Source organism: Streptomyces sp. B8-7 (genome assembly GCF_058833805.1).
The window spans coordinates 1,587,998-1,607,575 of sequence record NZ_JBYRRL010000001.1; the positions used below are offsets into that span (position 1 = coordinate 1,587,998).

Here is a 19,578-nt window from a genome sequence, read left to right on the forward strand (position 1 = left end):
CGCCTCGCGGGCGGAGAAACGAACGAAAGGGGCAGGGCGTGACACAGCTGCCGGGCCTCCTCGACACCGAGGCGCTCCGCAAGGACTTCCCGATCCTCGACCGGGCGCTCCACGACGGCAAGAAGCTCGTGTACCTGGACAACGCGGCGACCAGCCAGAAGCCGCGCCAGGTGATCGACGCGCTCAGCGAGTACTACGAGCGCTACAACGCCAACGTCCACCGCGGCGTGCACGTCCTCGCCGAGGAGGCCACGGCGCTGTACGAGGGCGCGCGCGACAAGGTCGCCGCGTTCGTCAACGCGCCCAGCCGCGACGAGGTGATCTTCACCAAGAACGCCTCCGAGTCGCTCAACCTCGTGGCGAACATGCTGGGCTGGGCCGACGAGCCCTACCGCGTGGACAGCGACACCGAGATCGTCATCACGGAGATGGAGCACCACTCCAACATCGTGCCGTGGCAGCTGCTCGCGCAGCGCACCGGCGCGAAGCTGAAGTGGTTCGGCCTCACCGACGACGGCCGCCTCGACCTGTCCGAGATCGACCGCGTCATCACCGAGAAGACGAAGATCGTCTCCTTCGTGCTGGTGTCGAACATCCTCGGCACGGTCAACCCGGTCGAGGCGATCGTGCGCCGTGCCCAGGAGGTCGGCGCGCTGGTCTGCGTCGACGCCTCGCAGGCCGCCCCGCACATGCCGCTGGACGTGCAGGCCCTCCAGGCCGACTTCGTGGCCTTCACCGGCCACAAGATGTGCGGCCCGACCGGCATCGGCGTCCTGTGGGGCCGGCAGGAACTCCTGGAGGACCTGCCTCCGTTCCTCGGCGGCGGCGAGATGATCGAGACGGTGTCGATGCACTCCTCGACCTACGCCCCGGCACCCCACAAGTTCGAGGCGGGCACCCCGCCGATCGCCCAGGCGGTCGGACTGGGCGCGGCGATCGACTACCTCGACTCGATCGGCATGGACCGGGTCCTCGCCCATGAGCACGCGCTGACCGAGTACGCGGTGCAGCGCCTGCGGGAGGTTCCCGACCTGCGGATCATCGGCCCGGCCACGGCCGAGGACCGCGGTGCGGCGATCTCCTTCACCCTCGGCGACATCCACCCGCACGACGTGGGCCAGGTCCTCGACGAGCAGGGCATAGCGGTCCGGGTCGGCCACCACTGCGCCCGTCCGGTCTGCCTGCGGTACGGAATTCCCGCGACCACACGAGCGTCGTTCTATCTGTACTCCACCCCGGCCGAGATCGACGCGCTGGTCGAGGGCCTGGAGCATGTCCGGAACTTCTTCGGCTGACGGGACGAGCGAGCGCATGAAGCTGGATTCGATGTACCAGGACGTCATCCTGGACCACTACAAGAACCCGCACGGGCGTGGTCTGCGGGACGGCGACGCCGAGGTGCACCACGTCAACCCCACGTGCGGCGACGAGATCACGCTCCGCGTGAAGTACGACGGTACGACGATCGAGGACGTCTCCTACGAGGGCCAGGGCTGCTCCATCAGCCAGGCCTCGGCCTCCGTGCTGAACGACCTCCTCGTCGGCAAGGACCTGGCCGAGGCGCAGCGCATCCAGGAGACCTTCCTGGAACTGATGCAGTCCAAGGGGAAGATCGAGCCCGACGACGCCATGGAGGAGGTGCTGGAGGACGCCGTCGCGTTCGCCGGCGTCTCCAAGTACCCGGCCCGGGTCAAGTGCGCCCTCCTGAGCTGGATGGCGTGGAAGGACGCGACGGCCCAGGCCCTGGGCGAGGCCGACGCCGAAAGGAAGACGGCATGAGCGAGACCGTGGAGATGAAGCCGGCCTCGGAGGAGGAGCTCCGCGAGGCCCTGATGGACGTCGTCGACCCCGAGCTGGGCATCGACGTCGTCAACCTCGGCCTGATCTACGGCATCCATGTCGACGACGCGAACATCGCCACCGTCGACATGACCCTGACGTCGGCGGCCTGTCCGCTGACCGACGTGATCGAGGACCAGGCGAAGTCCGCCACGGACGGCCTGGTCAGCGAGCTGCGCATCAACTGGGTGTGGATGCCGCCGTGGGGCCCGGACAAGATCACCGACGACGGGCGGGAACAGCTGCGCGCGCTCGGCTTCAACGTCTGACACATCGCTCGCACCCCCGGACAGGGCGAGAGCGGAACCAGGGGCGGCACCCCGAACGGGGTGCCGCCCCCGGCCGTCTCCGGGCCCGGGGACGGAAGCCCGGCGCCGTGGGCCCGGCCCGGGCTTCCGTCCACGGGAGCCCGCGGCGTGCCGCGGCGGGCCCGGGACGGGAGCCCGCGGCGTGGCTCCGGACGGCGGCCCGCGGCGGGAGCCTCCCGGACCGGTCCGGCGTACGGGCACACCCTGGATGTGTACGCTCGTACACGATCGTTGTGTACGCTCGTACACGTGGGATATCTGCTGCTGGGCGGGGCCATCGTCGCCGAGGTCTGTGCCACGACGGCCCTGAAGTACACCGACGGCTTCAGCAGGCTGCTGCCGTCCCTGCTGACCCTGCTCGGCTACCTCGTCTCCTTCGCGCTGCTCGCCCAGACCCTCAGGACGGTCTCGGTGGGCACCGCGTACGCCATCTGGTCCGGGGTCGGCACCGCCGCCATCGCGACCATAGGCGTGCTCTTCCTCGGTGAGGGGCTGAGCACCGCCAAGGCGGCCGGGATCGCGCTGATCATCGTGGGGGTCGTGGTGCTGAACGCCGGGGGCGCCCACTGATGGCCCGCCGGCCCGACCCCGGACGACGGCAGCGGATCATCGACGCGGCGATCCGGGTCGTGCGCCAGCGTGGCATCGCCGGTCTGAGCCACCGCACGGCAGCGGCCGAGGCGGAGGTGCCGCTCGGCTCGACGACGTACCACTTCGCCACCCTCGACGAACTCCTCGTCGCCGCCCTGCGGCAGTCCGGCGAGGGCTTCACCGCGCTGATCGCCGACTGCGGCGGGCTCGACGGCCCGCGGAGCGGTCTCGCCGCACGGCTGGCCGCGGTGACGGGCCGCTGGCTGGCGGGGGACCGCACGGGGGCCGAGCTGGAGTACGAGCTGTACCTCGCCGCCCTGCGCCGGCCCGCGCTGCGCCCGGTCGCCGCGGAGTGGGCCGAGGACGTCACCCGGCTGCTGAGCGCGCACACCGACCCGGTCACCGCGCGGGCCCTCGTGGCGGTCATGGACGGGATCTGCCTCCAGGTGCTGCTGACCGGGGCCGCCTACGACGAGGAGTTCGCGCGGGAGCTGCTGGCCAGGGTGCTGGGGGAGGCGTGACGCGCCCCCGGACGCCGGGAGCCTCAGCCGCTTCCGCGGCCCCCTGCCGTCGACGGGTGCCGGGGGAGTGCCGGGGCGGGCCGAGGGGGTGCGGGTGACCTGGTCGCCCGGCACGTGAGACGGGCGGCGGCCGGTTGGCCCGGGTGGCCCCGGCCACGTTAGGTTGCCCTCATGACCGACACGACTGCTCCCCGTACCACCGGTGCCGCGGCCGCCGGCCTGGCCACGATCGCCGCCGACGGCACCGTCCTCGACACCTGGTTCCCCGCCCCCGGGCTGACCGGCCGGCCGGGCCCCGCGGGCACCGAGCGGCTGGACGCCGCGCGCACCGCCGAGCTCCTCGGCGAGCACGGCGTGGCCGCCCTCGGCAAGGACGGCATCCGGGGCGTGGAGACGGTGGCGGTCCGCACGGTCATCTCCTCCCTCGACGACAAGCCCCTCGACACCCACGACGCCTACCTGCGGCTGCACCTGCTCTCGCACCGCCTGGTGAAGCCGAACGAGCAGAACCTGGACGGTGTCTTCGGCCTGCTCGCCAACGTCGTCTGGACCTCGCTGGGCCCGGTCGCCGTGGACACCCTGGAGACGGTCCGCCTGGCCGCCCGCGCCCGCGGCGTGCACCTGGGCGTGTACGGCGTGGACAAGTTCCCGCGGATGACCGACTACGTCGCCCCGGCGGGCGTCCGTATCGCCGACGCCGACCGGGTCCGCCTGGGCGCCCACCTCGCCGCGGGCACCACGGTCATGCACGAGGGCTTCGTCAACTTCAACGCCGGTACCCTCGGCACCTCCATGATCGAGGGCCGCATCTCGCAGGGCGTCGTCATCGGCGACGGCTCCGACGTCGGCGGCGGCGCCTCCACCATGGGCACCCTGTCCGGCGGCGGCAAGGAGCGCGTCCGCATCGGCGAGCGCTCCCTGGTCGGCGCCGAGGCCGGCGTCGGCATCGCCCTCGGCGACGACTGCGTCGTCGAGGCCGGCCTCTACCTCACCGCCGGCACCAAGGTCACCCTCCCCGACGGCCAGATCGTCAAGGCGCGCGAGCTCTCCGGCGCCGACAACATCCTCTTCCGCCGCAACTCCGTCACCGGCTCCGTCCAGGCGGTCCCCAACAACGCCGAGTGGGGCGGCCTGAACGAGGTCCTGCACAGCCACAACTGACCACCCGCGGCCGTGACCTGCGGCCGACGGGGTGGCTCGTCGGCGTCGAGCGCGCCCTTTCGCGGTCCCGACCGGACCGTGGGAGGGCGCGCTCGGCGCTCCCGGGCCGAAGGGGCGGCGGCCGGGGGGCCGTCAGGCGGTGGTCAGGGTGTCGTAGGCCGCTCGCAGGGCCTCGGTGGTCTGCGGGGTGGCCGCGCGGAGCGGAGCCCGGACCGGGCCCGCGGGGAGGCCGAGGGCGTTGAGGAGCGCCTTCGCGGTGACCGTGCCGGGCAGGCCCGCCGACATCATCGACTCGACCAGGCCGACGGCCCGGAGCTGGAGGCGGGCCGCGCCCGCGGTGTCGCCCGCGTCGAAGGCGTCCAGGACGGCACGCATCTGACGGGGCGCCGCATTGGCCACGGTGCTGATGTAGCCGGCCGCTCCCACCGCGTAGAGCGCCAGGTTGTGCTCGTCGCAGCCCGCGTAGTACGCCAGGTCCGTGCGGGAGAGGATCTTCTGCGCGGCCAGGAAGTCGTAGGAGCAGTCCTTCACCCCGACGATCCGGGGGTGTCCGGCCAGCCGCAGCAGTGTGTCCGGCTCGATGCGGGTGCCGGTGCGGCCGGGGATGTCGTACAGCAGGACCGGCAGGCCGGAGGCGTCCGCGACCTCCCGGAAGTGGGCTTCGAGGGCGTCCTGTGGCGGCCGGCTGCAGTACGGCGAGATCACCAGCACGCCGTCCGCGCCGGCCTTCCCGGCCTCCAGGGCGAGCTCGACGGTGTGCCGGGTGTCGGCGGTGCCGACGCCCGCGACCAGCGGGACGCGCTCGCCCACCGCCTGGCGCACCGCGCGGATCAGCTCCGCCTTCTCGGCGTCCGACGTGGTCGCCGACTCACCCGTGGTGCCCGACAGCACCAGCCCGTCGCAGCCCTCCTCCACCAGCCGGACGGCCAGCCGCTGCGCGCCGTCGACGTCGAGCGCGCCGGACGCGGTGAACGGGGTGATCATCGCGCACAGGGCGCGACCGAAAGGAGCTTGAGTCATGGGGGCAAGTGTCGGCCGGAGCGCGGTGAAGCTCCACTTAAATGTCCTACGAGGTACGGATCAGTCCTCCTACGACGTGTGAGCCGGAGCCGGCCGGACCCGGAGACTCGCCGGTGAGTCTCCGGGCCGTCACCCGGTGCGCGGAGCCCCCGGCAGGGCTCGCACGGGTGGTCCGCGGCGATGCCCTGCCGGGCGAGGGCCGGGCGAGGACCGTGCGAGGGCCGGGCGAGGACCGGGCGCGGGGTGCGTCCGGCCCCCGGGACGTCACGGTCTGAAGCGCAGCACCTGCGGGTCGTGGTCGCTGATCTGGTCGTGGAACTCCGCGTTGATGTGCACGCTGTCGTACTCCAGGCCGCAGTCGCGGCGCACCGACGGGCTCACCAGGATCTGGTCCAGCACCTGGCTGTTGCCCTGGTAGACGTACGAGTAGCGCTCCCTGCGCGGCAGCGACCTGATCGCCGGCCACAGCTCGCCGCGGCCCTGCAGGATCTTCGTGGTGCCGGAGAACTCGAAGTCGTTGATGTCGCCGAGGACCACGACGTCCGCGTTCTTCTGCACGGCGAGGACGTCCTTGACGAACGCGTTCACGATCGTGGCCTGGGCGTGGCGCTGCGTCTCGGAGCTGCGCGCGGGAGGCTGGAACTTCGCCGTCAGGCTCTGGTCGCCGCCCTTGGAGTTGAAGTGGTTGGCGACCACGATGACCGTACGGCCGCGGAAGACGAACTCGCCCGCCAGCGGCTTGCGGCTGTCGTCCCAGGCCTCGTCCTGAGGGGCGATCCGGCCGGGGGAGAGGGTCAGGGCCGCCTTGCCGCGCTCGCGTCTCACGCCGACGGCGGTGGTGGCGTCGCCGCCCGCGCGGTCCGTGAAGGACACCCGCTGCGGGTTGAACAGGAACACCTGGCGGATGTTGCCGCCCGGCTGGCCGCCGTCGGCGAGGTTCACCGGGTCGATCGCCCGCCAGTCGTAGGCCGGGCCGCCCGCGGCGACGATCGCGTCGATCAGCTTCTGCACCGTCCGGTCGGCGGCGACGGTGCCGTCGTTGGTGGTGCCGTTGTTGTCCTGCACCTCCTCCAGGGACAGGATGTCCGGCGACCGGAGGTTGTTCACGATCGCGGCGGCGTGCGCGGCGAACGTGTCGTCGGACGGGTCGAGGTTCTCGACGTTGTACGTCGCCACGGCCAGCTCGCCGGACCGCTGGCGGCGTGTGGTCTCCCGCTGCAGACCGGCGCTCTCCAGGGTGCCGATCTCGTTGGCGACCAGGGTGTAGCCGCCGTACTGGTTGAAGTCCAGCGGGCCCGCGGTGGTGCCGGTGAGAGTGTCGCCGACGTTCGCGGCCGGGAAGCCGGCGGCCGCGCCGAGGGACTGGATCTGCAGGCGGCCGGTGTTCTGCGCCGCGTAGGAGCCGTAGACGGTGCCACCGCGCCGGTTGCGGTGCTCCCACGGCTTCACCGTGACCCACAGTTCGGTGTACGGGTCGGTGGCGCCGACCACCCGGGTGTCGGCGACCCGGACGTTCATGCCCTCCAAGGACTCGTAGCGGTCCAGGGCGTAGGCGGACGGCTCCAGCGTCAGGCCGTCGATCGAACCGTCCGCGGCGGCGTCGCCCTGCGGCGCGTAGGCGCGCGGCACCGAGGCGGCGTCCAGCGTCACGGCGGCCGGCACCGGGTTGCCGCCGGACAGCACGGTGGTCACCGGACGGGTGATCTCGGTGAGCGACTGGTTGCCCGAGTTGAGGCCGCCCGGGACGTACTCGGAGACGGAGCCCGAGACGCTCACCAGGTCGCCGACGGCCACCCCCTTCGGAGTGGAGCCGGTGTAGACGAACACGCCCTCGCTGGTGGCCGGATCGGCGTCCGCCTCCGGGTCCTGGATCCAGAAGCCGCGCGAGGAGCCGTAGGTCCGCACCCCGGTGACGATTCCGGTCACGTCCGTGACCTGTCGGCCCGCGTACGGGGATATCCGGGTCGTGCCCTGGATGTCGTGGATGCGCACGCCGTCGGCGTGGGCGGGAGAGGTCAGGACGACCGTGGACGCCGCGGAACACACGGCGGCGACGGTGAGCGCGGCGAGGCGCGCGGAAGACTTGCTCGGCAAGACGATCCCTCCGGGGACGTTGGTCTGGCGCCGGGACGAGGGTGCGGGGGCGGTGGCCGGACGGGACGCGGTCAACGTCGGTGCACAGCTGTTCCCCCAACTTCTACGCGCGTCAATTTCCAGCCTGAGCCCGTCCGTTGTCAAGGTTTCGGCCATATACGCAACCTGACTGAGAGATGAACCGGGCGGCATGGGTGGAAATCCGTCTAGGCTGAGTCCAGTTCACAGCCGTCGTGAGTGCCTCACGGGCGACGGGCGTCCAGGTGTCCATAGGAGAAGCAGCCCCATGTCAGACAGCTCCCCTCTGCCGCCCGCGCGGCTCGCCCCCGAAGCGGAGCTGGCGCGTGCCGCGCTGTCCACGCCGGTACTGTCCCGGGCCGCCCGGCTCGCCCGCTGGGCCGGCCCCGACACGCGTGTCGACGCCGGCGGCAGCCTCGCCGACGACCAGCTCGGCGCGGCCGCCGAGGTGCTCGCGCTGAGCGGCGAGGACGCCGTCGCCGAGGCGAGCGAGGCCTGGCGGGTCGCGCTCGACACCGGGCTGGTCGAGATCGCCGACGAGGAGGCCGGCACCGTCACCGCGGGCCCCGAGCTGGCCCTGCTCACCTCCGGCTCCCCGCACGACGTGCTCGGCCTCTGGCAGGACGCCCTGGAGACGCTGCTCGCCGACGCGAGCGTGCCCGACCTCGACGACCTGGTCGACGCGCTCGACGAGGGCGGCGCCGTCGACCTCTCCCAGCTCGACTGGGACCCGCAGGCCGAGGCCGACTTCCTCGACGGGGTCCTCGCGAACCTGTACCTGCTCACCGTCAGCGAGGACGGCCCCGGCGAAGCGCCCGTGCCGCTCCCGGCGCTCGCCGCGTCCGCCATCGTGCCCGACGACATGGGCGAGCCCAGCAACGACGTGCTGGAGCAGGTCTCCGAGGCGATGCTGCGCCTCGACGACCAGTTCCGGATGCTCGCCCCGGTCGGCCTCGTCGAGTACCAGCCGGTCGACGAGGCGCTGATGGCCGAGATCGACGACCCCGACGCCCCGGAGGCCGCCGCCGAACTCGGCGACGACACGGACGTCTCCCGCTACGGCATGGTCCGCCTGACCCCGCTCGGCCTGTACGGCATGCGGGCCCGGCTGACGGAGGCCGGCTTCGCCGCCCCGGCCGTCGGTGAACTCGCCGACAAGGGCGCGGACGCCCTGCTGGACGGCACGGCCGCGTTCGGCCCGTCCGCCGCGCAGGCCGAGACCGAGCGGTGGCTGGCCCTGCGTGCGGCTCTCGACGCCGCCCGTGAGCTCCTCGCCGCCGCCCGCGGCACCGACCCGGGCGGGCCCTTGCGCCGGCTGCGCTGCCAGCAGGCCCTGTCCCTGGTCGGGCCGGAGGCCGAGCCCGCGCTGCGCGAGGTGCTGGGCGATCCCGAGCTGGGCGGGCTGGCCCGGGTGTGGCTGGCCGAGCACGGCGTCGCGGACGTACCGCCGCCGTCCGAGGCGATGGTGTTCTGGCTCACCGTGGACACCGTCGCCGCGCAGCTCGCCGCCGAGGGCAACTCCGAGGAGCTCCAGGCGCTCGTGGAGGGGCTCGCCGAACAGCACAGCGGCTTCTTCGCCGCCGCCTGGCGCGTCGACCACCCCGCCACCGCGGACGTCCTGGAGGCGATGGGCCGGCTCCACCCGGACAAGAAGGTCGCCAAGGAGGCCCGGAAGGCCGCCTTCAAGGCGCGTTCGCAGCACGGAAACTGACGGCCGCTCACTGCCCTCCGTTTATTGGCTCGCCCCGGCCGCGGCCGCGCTTCTACAGTGACATCACCGAGGTCACGCGGCGTCACCCGACATGACAAGGCGTCATATGACGTGATGTGCGCGCCCGTGGCCTCGATCGGGGCCACGGGATGATCCGGACGGATCACCCCTCCCGATCACGGGGAGGCGCCGCGGCCACCGGGCGCACCCGGCCGGAGACGCCGGCGGGGTGCGGATCCGGTCTGTCGCACCTTCGGCCGGAACTGCGCGCATCATGGTCCGCCGTGCCGCGTCCTCCTCGGAACACCACAGCGAAGAGCGAATTCGGGGGAGTTCACCATGGCGTACCGCACGCGTATCGACCGTGTCCGTGTCCGTGTCCGTGCCGTCCCGGCGCGTCCGAGCGACGACGACACCAGGTGGCCGCGACGGGTCTGAGCGGCCCGGGCCCGGCCCCGGAACCGGATCCCGGACGTGCCCGCCCGGCCGGAGGGGCCGGGCGGGCACGTCGCCGCCGATAGGATGCGCCGACGGATTCCGTTCGGTGAGGAGCAGGGGCGTGTCGGTGAAGGGGGCAGCGGGCCGGCCGTCCGGACGGGACGGCGTCGCCGCCGTGCCGAAGCGCGCCGACGCACGCCGCAACCACCAGCGGCTGCTCCAGGTCGCGGCGGAGCTCTTCGCCGAGCACGGCGAGGGCGCCTCGCTGGACGAGATCGCCCGGCGGGCCGGGGTGGGCGCCGGCACCCTGTACCGGCACTTTCCGACCCGGCGGGCCCTGCTGGAGGCCGCCTACGTCGACCGGATCGAGGCGCTCGCGGCCCGCGCCGACGACATCGCCCGCCGCCTGCCGCCGGGTGAGGCCCTGGCGCAGTGGATGCGGGACCTCGCCCTCGGCGTGATCCGGACCCGCGGCCTGCGCGCGCTGCTGGGCGCCGCGGTCACCGAGGGCGCCGCGGCGGACGCCTGCGGCGGCGTCCTGCGGGACGCCGCCCGGCGGCTGGCCGACGCCGCCCGGCGTGAGGGCACTCTGCGCTCGGACGTGGAAGCGCTGGACGTCCTGCGGCTGGCCTTCGGGCTGGCCGGCGCGTCCGAACTCGCCGACGACCAGGAGCAGCGCGTCGGACGCTACGTGGACCTGCTGACGGAGGGCCTGCGCCCCCGCCCGTGACCGCGGCGACCGCCCCTGGCCGGGCCCCGGCCGCCGCGCTACGGCCGGAGCGTGCGGGGCACCGGAGCGCTCAGAGGGACTGGGCGGCCGGCTTGACCATGTTGCGGACCGTGCGGGCCTTGACGAAGTCGCCCATGGCGGTCATCTCCCACTCGCCCGAGAACTGGCGGATCAGCTTGGCCATCATCACGCCCGTCTGCGGCTCGGCGCTGGTGAGGTCGAAGCGGACGAGTTCCTCGCCGGTGGCCGCGTCCAGGAGACGGCAGTACGCCTTCGCGATCTCCGTGAACTTCTGGCCGGAGAAGGAGTTGACCGTGAAGACCAGTCCGGTCACCTCCTGCGGGAGACGGCCGAGATCGACGGTGATCACCTCGTCGTCGCCGCCGCCCTCACCGGTCAGGTTGTCGCCGGAGTGGCGGATCGCGCCGCCGACGATGGTCAGCTTGCCGAAGTAGCAGCTGTCGATGTGGTTGCGCTGCGGCCCGTAGGCGATGACGGACGCGTCCAGGTCGATGTCCTTGCCCCGGTACGCGGGCTCCCAGCCGAGGCCCATCTTCACCTGGGAGAGCAGCGGGCGGCCGCCCTTGACCAGGGACACGGTCTGGTTCTTCTGCAGGCTGACCCGGCCCTTGTCGAGGTTGATCTTCCCGGTGCCGGGGGCCGCCGCCGGCGGGGCGGGCGGCATCGGCGGGGCCGGCGGGGCGGCCGGGGGCTGCGTCGCGGGCGGCGGGGGCGCCACGGGCCGGGCGGGCTGCGCCGGTGCCGCCGGTGCCGCGGGCTCCTCCACCGTCACACCGAAGTCGGTGGCGATGCCCGCCAGGCCTTCCGCGTACCCCTGGCCGACCGCGCGTGCCTTCCACACTCCACCGCGCTGATAGATCTCCACGACCACCAGCGCCGTCTCGGTGCCCAGCTGCGGGGGTGTGAACGTGGCCAGCACCCTCCGGTCGTCGGCGTCGCGGAGGGTGGCCGTGGGCTCGATGCCCTGGAAGGTCTGGCCGGCCGCGTCCGGACTCGCGGTGACGACGATCCTCTCGATACCCGGCGGCAGTGCCGTGGTGTCGACCGTGATGGCGTCCGGTGCGGTGCCGCCGCCCGAGCGGTAGGTCACGCCGGGTCCGCTGGGCTGGTTGTAGAAGATGAAGTCGTCGTCGGAGCGCACCTTGCCGTCGGCGGTGAGCAGCAGGCCCGAGACGTCCAGCCGCACCGGAGCGGTCACGTCGACCGTCACACGGGCGGCGTTCAGCGGGATGTTCGAGCCGGGGGTCATAGCTGTCATGCCGGGTGAACGAGCGAGCACGTTTTGCCGTTCCCTTACTCGGCGGCCGATCGGGTCACCGGCGGAACGCGCGGCCGCCGGCCCGCGGCGGACGGCACCGTCCGCCGCCGGCCCGTGCCCCACCGCGCGTCCCCGCGCCGCGCCGCGTCCCCGTCCCCGTGCCGTGCGTCCCCGTCCCCGCGCCGTGCGTCCCCGTGCCGCGCGTCCCCGCGCCGTGCGTCCCCGTGCCGTGCCGCGCCGCGTCCCTGTGCCGCGCCGCGTCCCCGCGCCCCGTCCCTGTGCCGCGCCGCGCCGCCGCGCCGCACTCCGCCACGTGCCTCGGCGGCGCGGGGGCGGTCGGCCCGGCGCGGCGGGCACCCGCGGTCAGGGGACCACGACGATCTTCCGGCCGACGCCCGCCGCGAACTGCTCCAGCGCCTGCGGGTAGCGGTCCAGCGGGATGCGGTCGCTGATGAAGATCCCGGGGTCCACCACACCGGCCGCGAAGAGCTCCGCCGCGCGCTCGAAGCTGTGCAGTACCGCCATCGAACCGGTGATGGTGATCTCCTGGTTGTAGATCCGGTACGGGTCGATGGTCACCCGCGTCGCGTAGTCCGCGACGCCGAACTGGAGGAAGGTCCCGGCCTTCGCGACCCGGCCGAGGCCGTCCTGGATCGCGGCCGCGTTGCCGGTGGCGTCCACCACCACGTCCCAGCCCTGGGGGCGGTCCAGTTCGTCGGCGCTCCCGGCCGCGGCCGAGACGCCCAGGCGGTGCGCCGTCCGAAGCCGGGCCGGGTTCACGTCGACCATGTCCACGCTCGCCGCGCCCGTCCGCTTGGCGAGTTCCAGCATCATCAGCCCCATCGTCCCCGAGCCGTAGACCAGCACGTGGGCGCCGAGCCGGGAGCGCAGCACGTCGTAGCCGCGGACCGCGCAGGACAGCGGCTCGATCAGGGCCGCGTCCTCGGTGCGGACGTGCTCGGGCAGCTTCACGCAGTTCGCCACCGGGGCGAGGGCGTAGCGGGCCGCCCCGCCCGCCGTGGTCACGCCGATCGCCGCCCAGCGCTCGCACAGGTTGTTGCGGCCCGTGCGGCAGTAGCGGCACGCGTGGCAGTACAGCGACGGGTCGACGGCCACCCGGTCGCCCGCGGTCAGCTCCGTGACCCCGGTGCCGACCGCGACGACCTCGCCCGCGAACTCGTGCCCCGGCACGAGGGGCAGCTTCGGGGCGAACTCGCCCTGCAGGATGTGCAGGTCGGTGCCGCACAGACCGCAGGCGGCCACCTCCACCACCACCTCGTGCGGCCCCGGTGCCGGGTCCGGGACCTCGGTGACCACGGCACGGCCCACGGACTCGATGACGGCGGCCTTCATTTGACTGCTCCCAACGACAGGCCCTGGACCAGCTTGTCCTGGGCGGCGAACCCCGCGGCGAGCACCGGCAGGGAGATCACGAGGGACGCGGCGCACACCTTGGCCAGGAACAGGCCCTGGCTGGTGATGAAGCCGGTCAGGAAGACGGGCGCCGTCCCGGCCACCACGCCGGTCAGCACCCGGGCGAAGAGCAGCTCGTTCCAGCTGAAGATGAAGCAGATCAGCGCCGTCGCGGCGATGCCGGGCAGGGCCATGGGGGCGATCACCCGGCCGAGGACCGTGGGCAGCCGCGCCCCGTCCACCCGCGCCGCCTCGATCACCGCCGGCGGTATCTCGGCGAGGAAGGACTGCATCATCCACACCGCGATCGGCAGGTTCATGGACGTGTACAGCACGACCAGCAGCCAGATGTTGTCCAGCAGCCCGGCGTTCTTCGCGAACAGGTAGACCGGCAGCAGCCCCGCCACCACCGGCAGCATCTTCGTCGACAGGAAGAAGAACAGGACGTCCGTCCACCGCTTCACCGGGCGCACCGACAGCGCGTAGGCCGCCGGCAGGGCCAGCACGAGGACCAGCAGGGTCGACACCGTCGACGCCACCGTCGAGTTGACCAGCGACGGCCAGGGACTCGGCCCGCCGTCCACGCCGAAGAACGCGCGGTAGCCGTCCAGGGTCAGCCCGGCCCCGAACGACGGCGGGTTCGTCGCCGCGTCCTGCTCCGAGTGCAGGGACGTCAGCGCCATCCACGCGATGGGCAGGAAGAACAGGATCGCGGCCGTCCAGGCCAGCAGCCCCGGACCGGTCCGGCGTACGACGCGCATCACCGGGAGACCTCCTCGCGGAACAGGGACGACACGACCCGCAGGGCGAAGGTCGCGATGACGATCGAGCCGATCACCACCAGGACGCCCGCGGCCGAGGCGAGGCCGTTCTCGTGGGCCTGGTAGAAGCTCTGGTAGACGGTGTAGGGCAGGTTGGCCGTGCCCAGACCGCCGGAGGTGAGGGTGAAGACGGCGTCGAAGTTCTGCACGATGTAGATCGAGCCGAGCAGGGCGCCCAGTTCCAGATAGCGGCGCAGGTGCGGCAGCGTCAGATGCCGGAAGACCTGCCACTCGCCCGCGCCGTCCACCCGCGCGGCCTCGGTCTGCTCCTGGTCCCGGCTCTGCAGCCCGGCCAGCAGGATCAGCATCATGAACGGCGTCCACTGCCACACGAGAGCCGCCGCCACGGCCGCCAGCGGGGTGTTCGAGATCCACTCCGGCTGCGGGCCGCCCACATAGTGCAACAGCCCGTTGAACAAGCCGTATTCAGGGTTGTAGAGCACATGCTTCCACAGCAGCGCCGCGGCCACCGGAACCACCAGGAACGGGGCGATGAGCAGGGTGCGCACCATCCCCCGCCCTCTGAACCGCCGGTCCAGCAGCAGCGCCAGGGCGAGGCCCAGGACCAGGCTCGTCAGCACCACCCCCGCCGTCAGCAGGACCGTCGTCCACACCGAGTGCCGCAGATCCGCGTCGGTCAGCACCTCCGCGTAGTTGGCGAAGCCGGTGAACCGGCGGGCGTCCGGGTACAGCGCGTTCCAGTCGAAGAAGGAGATCACCAGGGTGGCCACGAAGGGCAGCTGAGTGACCACGGCCATGAAGACCAGGGCGGGCAGGAGCGGGGCGCGGGTCGCCCAGCCGCGCAGGCGGGCCGTGGCGGCGGGGGCGGTCCGCGCCGGCGTGACGGCCGGCGGGGCCGTCCGGGGGGTCCGGGACGTCCCGGCTCTCTGGGGCGTGGGGGGCGTGGGGGCGTGGGGGGCGTGGGGGTCGTCGGGGTCGTCATCGTCCCTCGTACTCCTCGGAGATCTTCTCGGCGAGCTGCTGGGATCTGCTCAGGGCCGCCTCGACGGACTGCCGTCCGGCGATGGCCGCGCTGATCTCCCGGGAGACCCTGGTGCCGAGGTCGGTGAACTCGGGGATGCCCACGAACTGGATGCCGGGCGCCGGCCGCGGCTGGACGCCGGGGTCGTCGGGGCGGGCGCTCTCGATGGCCTTCCGGGTCATCTCCTGGAAGGCGGCGGCCTCCGCGCGGTAGTCGGCGTTGTCGTAGGTGGAGGCGCGCTTGCCGGCCGGCACGTTCGACCAGCCGATCCGGTCCCCGACCAGCTGCTCGTACCCCTTGCCCGAGGCCCAGGAGACGAACGCCCACGCCTTGTCGGGGTTGCGGGAGGCGCCCTGGATGCCCCACGCCCAGGTGTAGAGCCAGCCGGAGGACTCGGTCCTCTCCACCGGCGCCGGGGCGTAGCCGATCTTGCCCGCCACGGGCGATCCGTCCGCCTCCAGCAGTCCCGCCGCCGACGTCGCGTCGTACCACATGGCGACCTTGCCCTGCGTCATGTTGTTCAGGCACTCCGCGAACCCGGCCTGCGCGGCGCCGGACTCACCGTGCTCGCGCACCAGGTCCACGTAGAACGACGTCGCCTCCTTCCACCGAGGGGAGTCCAGCCGCGCCGTCCAGTCCTCGTCGAACCAGGTCCCGCCGAAGGTGTTCACCACCGTGGTGAGCGGCGCCATCACCTCTCCCCAGCCCGGCAGCCCGCGCAGGCAGATGCCCCTCATGTCGGGCTCGGCGCCGTCGGCCTGCGCCGCCAGCCGGGCCACCTGCCGCCAGGTGGGGTGCTCCGGCATCGTCAGGCCCTTCTTCTCGAACACGTCCTTGCGGTACATCAGGAACGACGACTCGCCGTAGAACGGCTGGCCGTAGAGCTTCCCGTCGTCCCCCGTGAGGGACTGCCGCATCGGCTTCAGCACGTCCTGCTCGTCGTACGAGCCGTCCCGTGCGACGTAGGAGTCCATCTCCTTCAGCCAGCCGTTGCGGGCGTAGATCGGGATCTCGTAGTTCGACAGCGTCGCCACGTCGTACTGGCCCGCCTGGTTGGCGAAGTCCTGGCTGATCTTGTCGCGGACGTCGTTCTCCGGCATCACGGTGAAGCTGACCTTGATTCCGGTCTCCGCCGTGAAGTGGGACGCGGTGAGTTTCTGCAGTTCCACCATCTGCGGGTTGTTCACCATCAGGACGCTGATGGAGTCGCCGCCCGATCCCGCACCGCCCGCTCCGGCCCAGCAGCCGGAGAGCAGCGGGGCGAGCAGCGTCCCTGCGGCGGCCGTCGCGAGCGTGGCTCGCGCCGGCCGTCGTCGGCTCTGGGTTCGCATGGATCGCTCCTGAACATAGGGGGAGACAAGGGCGTGCCGAGGCAGGGGCACGCCGGGGGACGGGGCGCAGGGGGACGGGGTGCAGGGGGTTGGGATGTCGTCCGTGGAGGTGCCGTACGGAGAGGTGGCGCACGCAGACGTGCGGCGTGAACACCTCGTGCGGCGACGGTGGGATGCACGGACAAGGGCTGTACGGGGACGCCTGTGCACGGGGACGGGAACGGACGGGAACGGACGGGAACGGACTAGGCCGGGGACAGGGGCGGGGACGGGGGCGGGGGCGGGCGTGGGCGTGGAGGTGGAGGTGGGGACGGGCTGTGCGGTGCCGGGCCGCGCCGTGCGGCTCGCGGGTGCGGGTGTGCGTCAGACTCGGATGACCTGCGGGCCCAGCAGTGAGTAGCGGTGCGCCTCCGCCGCCGGCAGCAGGGTGCTCGTCACGATCGCCTCCAGCGTGCCGATCTCCGCGAACCGGCAGAAGCTGACCGCTCCGAACTTCGTGTGGGCCCCCGTGAACACCGTGCGCCGGGCGGCCCGCACCGCCTGCGCCTTCACCTCGCCGACCGCGGGGTCCGGAGTCGTCAGACCGTGCTCACGCGAGACCCCGTTGGCGCCGATGTACGCCAGATCCACGACGAAGCCCGACAGCATCTTCGTCGTCCAGTGATCCACCGCCGCCAGCGTGCCCGGCCTGACCCGCCCGCCCAGCAGCAGAACCGAGGCGTTGCCCGCCTCTGCCAGCGCCCCCGCGACCGGCAGCGACGCGGTGACGACCGTCAGCGGACGGTCCCTGGGCAGCGCCTCGGCGATCAGCTGCGGGGTGAAGCCCTCGTCGATGAACACCGTCTCGGCGTCCCCGAGCAGGTCCGCCGCGGCGGCCGCGATCCGGCGCTTCTCCGGCACATGGCTCGTCGCACGGAACGCCAGCGTGGTCTCGAACCCCGCGCTCTCCACGGGGTACGCGCCGCCGTGCGTACGCCGGACCAGCCCGTGGTCCTCCAGCGCCCGCAGGTCCCGCCGCACGGTCTCCCGCGCCACGCCCAGCCGGGCCGCCAGCGAGTTGACGTCCACCGAGCCGGCTGCCCGGGCCGCCCGCACGATCTCTCGCTGGCGTTCCTCCGCCGTTGCGGTCATGATCGTCACCTGCCTTCTCGCCGCGCTGCCCGTCCGGGCTCCACGGGGGAAGTTCTACCTCCGTGCACGGAGGGCTGGCCAGGCCTGGCGCCGGCTCGATGCTGCCCGTCTGTGCCCGTTCGGGCGGGGCGGTGCCGCCGGCGCCGGCCGCGGCAGGCGGGTGCCCCGGTTCGCCGGCGGACGCGGAGTTCTCGCTGGCCGACGGGGTTCCGCCGCGGGTGCTCGGCAGGCCGCCGCGGTGGCCTGCGCTGACCGGGGGCCGGTCCGCGGGGCGCGGGGCGGGCCCGGGAGCGGGGCTCCGGCCGCCCGTTCCGCGTCCGTTTCCCGGATCACGGAAGTCCGCCGGCTGATCCGCCGGCTGATCCGCCGGCCGCTCCGGGGGCGCGGAGCCGCTCCCCGGGCACCGCGCCGACGGCCCCCGCCGAGCGGCTGCCGAGCCGGTGGTGCGGCACCGCCCCGGCAGCCGCTCGGCGGGGCCGGTGCGGCGGTGCGGCGGGTCCGGTGCGGCGGCGCGGCGGTGCGGCGGTGCGGCGGGTCCGGTGCGGCGGTGCGGCGGCGCGGCGGCGCGGCGGTGCGGCGGGTCCGGGGCGGCGGTGCGGTCTCAGAGCGCCGCTTCCATCACCGCCCTGGCGACCGGTGCGGCCAGGCCGTTGCCGCTCACCTCGGAGCGGGAGGCGTCCGACTGCTCCACGATCACCGCCACCGCGACCTGCTTCCCGGTCGTGTCCGACCGGCCGTAGGACGTGAACCAGGCGTACGGCGTCCTGGAGTTGTTCTCGCCGTGCTGCGCCGTGCCGGTCTTGCCGCCCACGGTGACTCCGGGCAGCTGTGCGTTGGTGCCGGTGCCGTCCGCCACGACCGTCTCCATCGCCGACCGCAGCTGCTCGGCCGTGGAGGTGCTCACGATCCGCCTGCCGGACGTCCCGTCGTCGTAGTCCTCCAGCACGTCGCCGTCGCCGTCGGTGATCCGCGAGACCATGTGCGGGTCGATCAGCTCGCCGCCGTTGGCGATCGCCGCGGACACCATCGCGATCTGCAGCGGCGTCGCCGTGACGTCGAACTGGCCGATGCCCGACAGTGCGGTCTGCGCCTTGTCCATGTCCTCGGGGAAGACGCTCTCGTAGGCGCGCACCGGCACGTCCTGCTCGGCGTCGTCGAAGCCGAACTTCTCCGCCATGGCCCGGACCCTGTCCTGGCCGAGGTCGACGGCCATCTTCCCGAAGACGTTGTTGCAGGAGTACTGCAGCGCCACCCGGATCGAGGCGTTCTCGCAGGGCGCCGAGGGGTTCTCGTTGGTCAGCAGGTCGCTGGACTGCTCCAGCCGGTACGGGTCCGGGCTGGCGGTGCGCTCGTCGACCGACCCGTACAGCCCGTCCTCCAGCGCGGCCGCCGCGACGACCAGCTTGAACGTCGAGCCGGGCGGCAGCGGCTGGCGCAGCGCCCGGTTGGTGAGCGGCTTGTCGGCGTCCTGCTGGAGCCGTGTCCAGGCGTCGGAGTCTCCCGTGGCCAGGTCCGCGGGGTCGTAGGAGGGGGTGGAGACCACCGCGAGGATCCGGCCGGTGGCCGGGTCGACGGCGACGGCGGCGCCCTTGTTGTCGCCGAGTGCCTCGTACGCCGCCTTCTGCACCTCCGGGTCGATCGTCGTGACCACGTCACCCGGGTCGGAGCGCTTGCCGGTGACCGTGTCCGTCACGTTCTTCAGCCGGCTGTCGGTGCCGTCCAGCAGGTCCTGGTAGATGCCTTCGAGCTGGGTGGCGCCGTACACCTGCGAGCTGTAGCCCGTCACGGCCGCGTACAGCTCCCCGTCGGTGTAGGTGCGCCGGTATCTCAGGTCCCCGCCCGATGTGCGGGCCGAGCCGGTGACGGCCTCGCCGCCCACCACGATGTCGCCGAGCGGCTCGCTGTACAGCGCGATCGCGTTCCGCCGGTTGTCCTTGTCGTCTGCCAGCGCCTCGCCCTCGTAGAACTGCACCCAGGTGGCCCTGACCAGCAGAGCCAGCACCAGCAGCAGTGCGAAGACCGACGCGTGCCTGATCGTCCTGTTCATTCCGACGGGAAGACGAGCGGGACGGACCGGATCGTTCCGTTGCGTCCGCTTTTCTCATCCTTCCCTCATCCTTCCCTCATGCGGGACCGGCTCCCCCTCGGCCGCATTCCGGGCGGCGTTCCGGGCCGGCCGCATACCGGGCC

Annotated in this window: 17 protein-coding genes; 8 read left to right on the forward strand and 9 right to left on the reverse strand. The window is 72.9% G+C overall.

Annotated features, from left to right (window positions below):
- Nucleotides 1–38: 38 nt before the first annotated feature.
- The 6 genes from AC5K6T_RS06605 (at nt 39) to dapD (ending at nt 4,420) form a co-directional block, all read left to right on the forward strand.
- Nucleotides 39–1,295, forward strand: a complete 1,257-nt coding sequence (locus tag AC5K6T_RS06605) for a cysteine desulfurase (RefSeq protein WP_493206447.1) — start codon at nt 39–41, stop codon at nt 1,293–1,295.
- Nucleotides 1,296–1,311: 16 nt separating this feature from the next.
- On the forward strand, nt 1,312–1,779 hold the full coding sequence (gene sufU, locus AC5K6T_RS06610; RefSeq protein ID WP_493206449.1) for a Fe-S cluster assembly sulfur transfer protein SufU: 468 nt from the start codon (nt 1,312–1,314) through the stop codon (nt 1,777–1,779).
- On the forward strand, nt 1,776–2,108 hold the full coding sequence (locus AC5K6T_RS06615; protein ID WP_030403776.1) for a metal-sulfur cluster assembly factor: 333 nt from the start codon (nt 1,776–1,778) through the stop codon (nt 2,106–2,108). The genes sufU and AC5K6T_RS06615 overlap by 4 nt, the downstream gene beginning before the upstream one ends.
- A 288-nt stretch (nt 2,109–2,396) precedes the next feature.
- Nucleotides 2,397–2,717, forward strand: coding sequence for a DMT family transporter (locus AC5K6T_RS06620; protein WP_493206450.1), 321 nt, complete (start codon nt 2,397–2,399; stop codon nt 2,715–2,717).
- Nucleotides 2,717–3,259 (forward strand): TetR/AcrR family transcriptional regulator, encoded by a 543-nt coding sequence (locus AC5K6T_RS06625; RefSeq protein WP_493206452.1) that lies wholly within the window; start codon nt 2,717–2,719, stop codon nt 3,257–3,259. Before AC5K6T_RS06620 ends, AC5K6T_RS06625 begins: the two co-directional genes overlap by 1 nt.
- 171 nt (nt 3,260–3,430) lie before the next feature.
- Complete coding sequence (dapD, locus tag AC5K6T_RS06630; RefSeq protein ID WP_493206453.1) at nt 3,431–4,420, forward strand: 2,3,4,5-tetrahydropyridine-2,6-dicarboxylate N-succinyltransferase; 990 nt, start codon at nt 3,431–3,433, stop codon at nt 4,418–4,420.
- Between the two features lie 132 nt (nt 4,421–4,552).
- Here dapD and dapA read toward each other — a convergent pair whose 3' ends face one another.
- Nucleotides 4,553–5,440: a 4-hydroxy-tetrahydrodipicolinate synthase gene (gene dapA / locus AC5K6T_RS06635; RefSeq protein ID WP_493206455.1), complete on the reverse strand. Its 888-nt coding sequence runs from the start codon at nt 5,438–5,440 to the stop codon at nt 4,553–4,555.
- Between the two features lie 264 nt (nt 5,441–5,704).
- Nucleotides 5,705–7,534 carry a DUF8508 domain-containing protein gene (locus AC5K6T_RS06640; RefSeq protein ID WP_493206457.1) on the reverse strand — a complete coding sequence of 610 codons (1,830 nt, stop codon included), beginning with the start codon at nt 7,532–7,534 and terminating at the stop codon, nt 5,705–5,707.
- A gap of 286 nt (nt 7,535–7,820) precedes the next feature.
- Here AC5K6T_RS06640 and AC5K6T_RS06645 point away from each other — a divergent pair, with 286 nt between their 5' ends.
- Together AC5K6T_RS06645 and AC5K6T_RS06650 are read left to right on the forward strand one after the other, a co-directional pair.
- A complete protein-coding gene (locus tag AC5K6T_RS06645; protein WP_493206459.1) occupies nt 7,821–9,263 on the forward strand; it encodes a hypothetical protein in 1,443 nt (480 codons plus the stop codon).
- A gap of 565 nt (nt 9,264–9,828) precedes the next feature.
- Entirely contained in the window at nt 9,829–10,431 is a 603-nt protein-coding gene (locus AC5K6T_RS06650; protein ID WP_493207390.1) for a TetR/AcrR family transcriptional regulator, read from the forward strand.
- Between the two features lie 70 nt (nt 10,432–10,501).
- Here AC5K6T_RS06650 and AC5K6T_RS06655 read toward each other — a convergent pair whose 3' ends face one another.
- The 7 genes from AC5K6T_RS06655 to AC5K6T_RS06685 form a co-directional block, all read right to left on the reverse strand.
- Entirely contained in the window at nt 10,502–11,701 is a 1,200-nt protein-coding gene (locus AC5K6T_RS06655; RefSeq protein WP_493207392.1) for a TerD family protein, read from the reverse strand.
- A gap of 372 nt (nt 11,702–12,073) precedes the next feature.
- Entirely contained in the window at nt 12,074–13,063 is a 990-nt protein-coding gene (locus tag AC5K6T_RS06660; protein WP_493206461.1) for a zinc-dependent alcohol dehydrogenase family protein, read from the reverse strand.
- Nucleotides 13,060–13,884, reverse strand: coding sequence for a carbohydrate ABC transporter permease (locus tag AC5K6T_RS06665; RefSeq protein WP_493206463.1), 825 nt, complete (start codon nt 13,882–13,884; stop codon nt 13,060–13,062). The genes AC5K6T_RS06660 and AC5K6T_RS06665 overlap by 4 nt, the downstream gene beginning before the upstream one ends.
- Nucleotides 13,884–14,750 carry a carbohydrate ABC transporter permease gene (locus AC5K6T_RS06670; RefSeq protein ID WP_493207394.1) on the reverse strand — a complete coding sequence of 289 codons (867 nt, stop codon included), beginning with the start codon at nt 14,748–14,750 and terminating at the stop codon, nt 13,884–13,886. Before AC5K6T_RS06670 ends, AC5K6T_RS06665 begins: the two co-directional genes overlap by 1 nt.
- 133 nt (nt 14,751–14,883) lie before the next feature.
- Nucleotides 14,884–16,257, reverse strand: coding sequence for an ABC transporter substrate-binding protein (locus tag AC5K6T_RS06675; RefSeq protein ID WP_493206465.1), 1,374 nt, complete (start codon nt 16,255–16,257; stop codon nt 14,884–14,886).
- A gap of 363 nt (nt 16,258–16,620) precedes the next feature.
- Complete coding sequence (locus AC5K6T_RS06680; RefSeq protein WP_493206467.1) at nt 16,621–17,388, reverse strand: DeoR/GlpR family DNA-binding transcription regulator; 768 nt, start codon at nt 17,386–17,388, stop codon at nt 16,621–16,623.
- A 601-nt stretch (nt 17,389–17,989) separates the two neighbouring features.
- On the reverse strand, nt 17,990–19,435 hold the full coding sequence (locus tag AC5K6T_RS06685) for a peptidoglycan D,D-transpeptidase FtsI family protein (protein ID WP_493206469.1): 1,446 nt from the start codon (nt 19,433–19,435) through the stop codon (nt 17,990–17,992).
- Between the last annotated feature and the right edge of the window lie 143 nt (nt 19,436–19,578).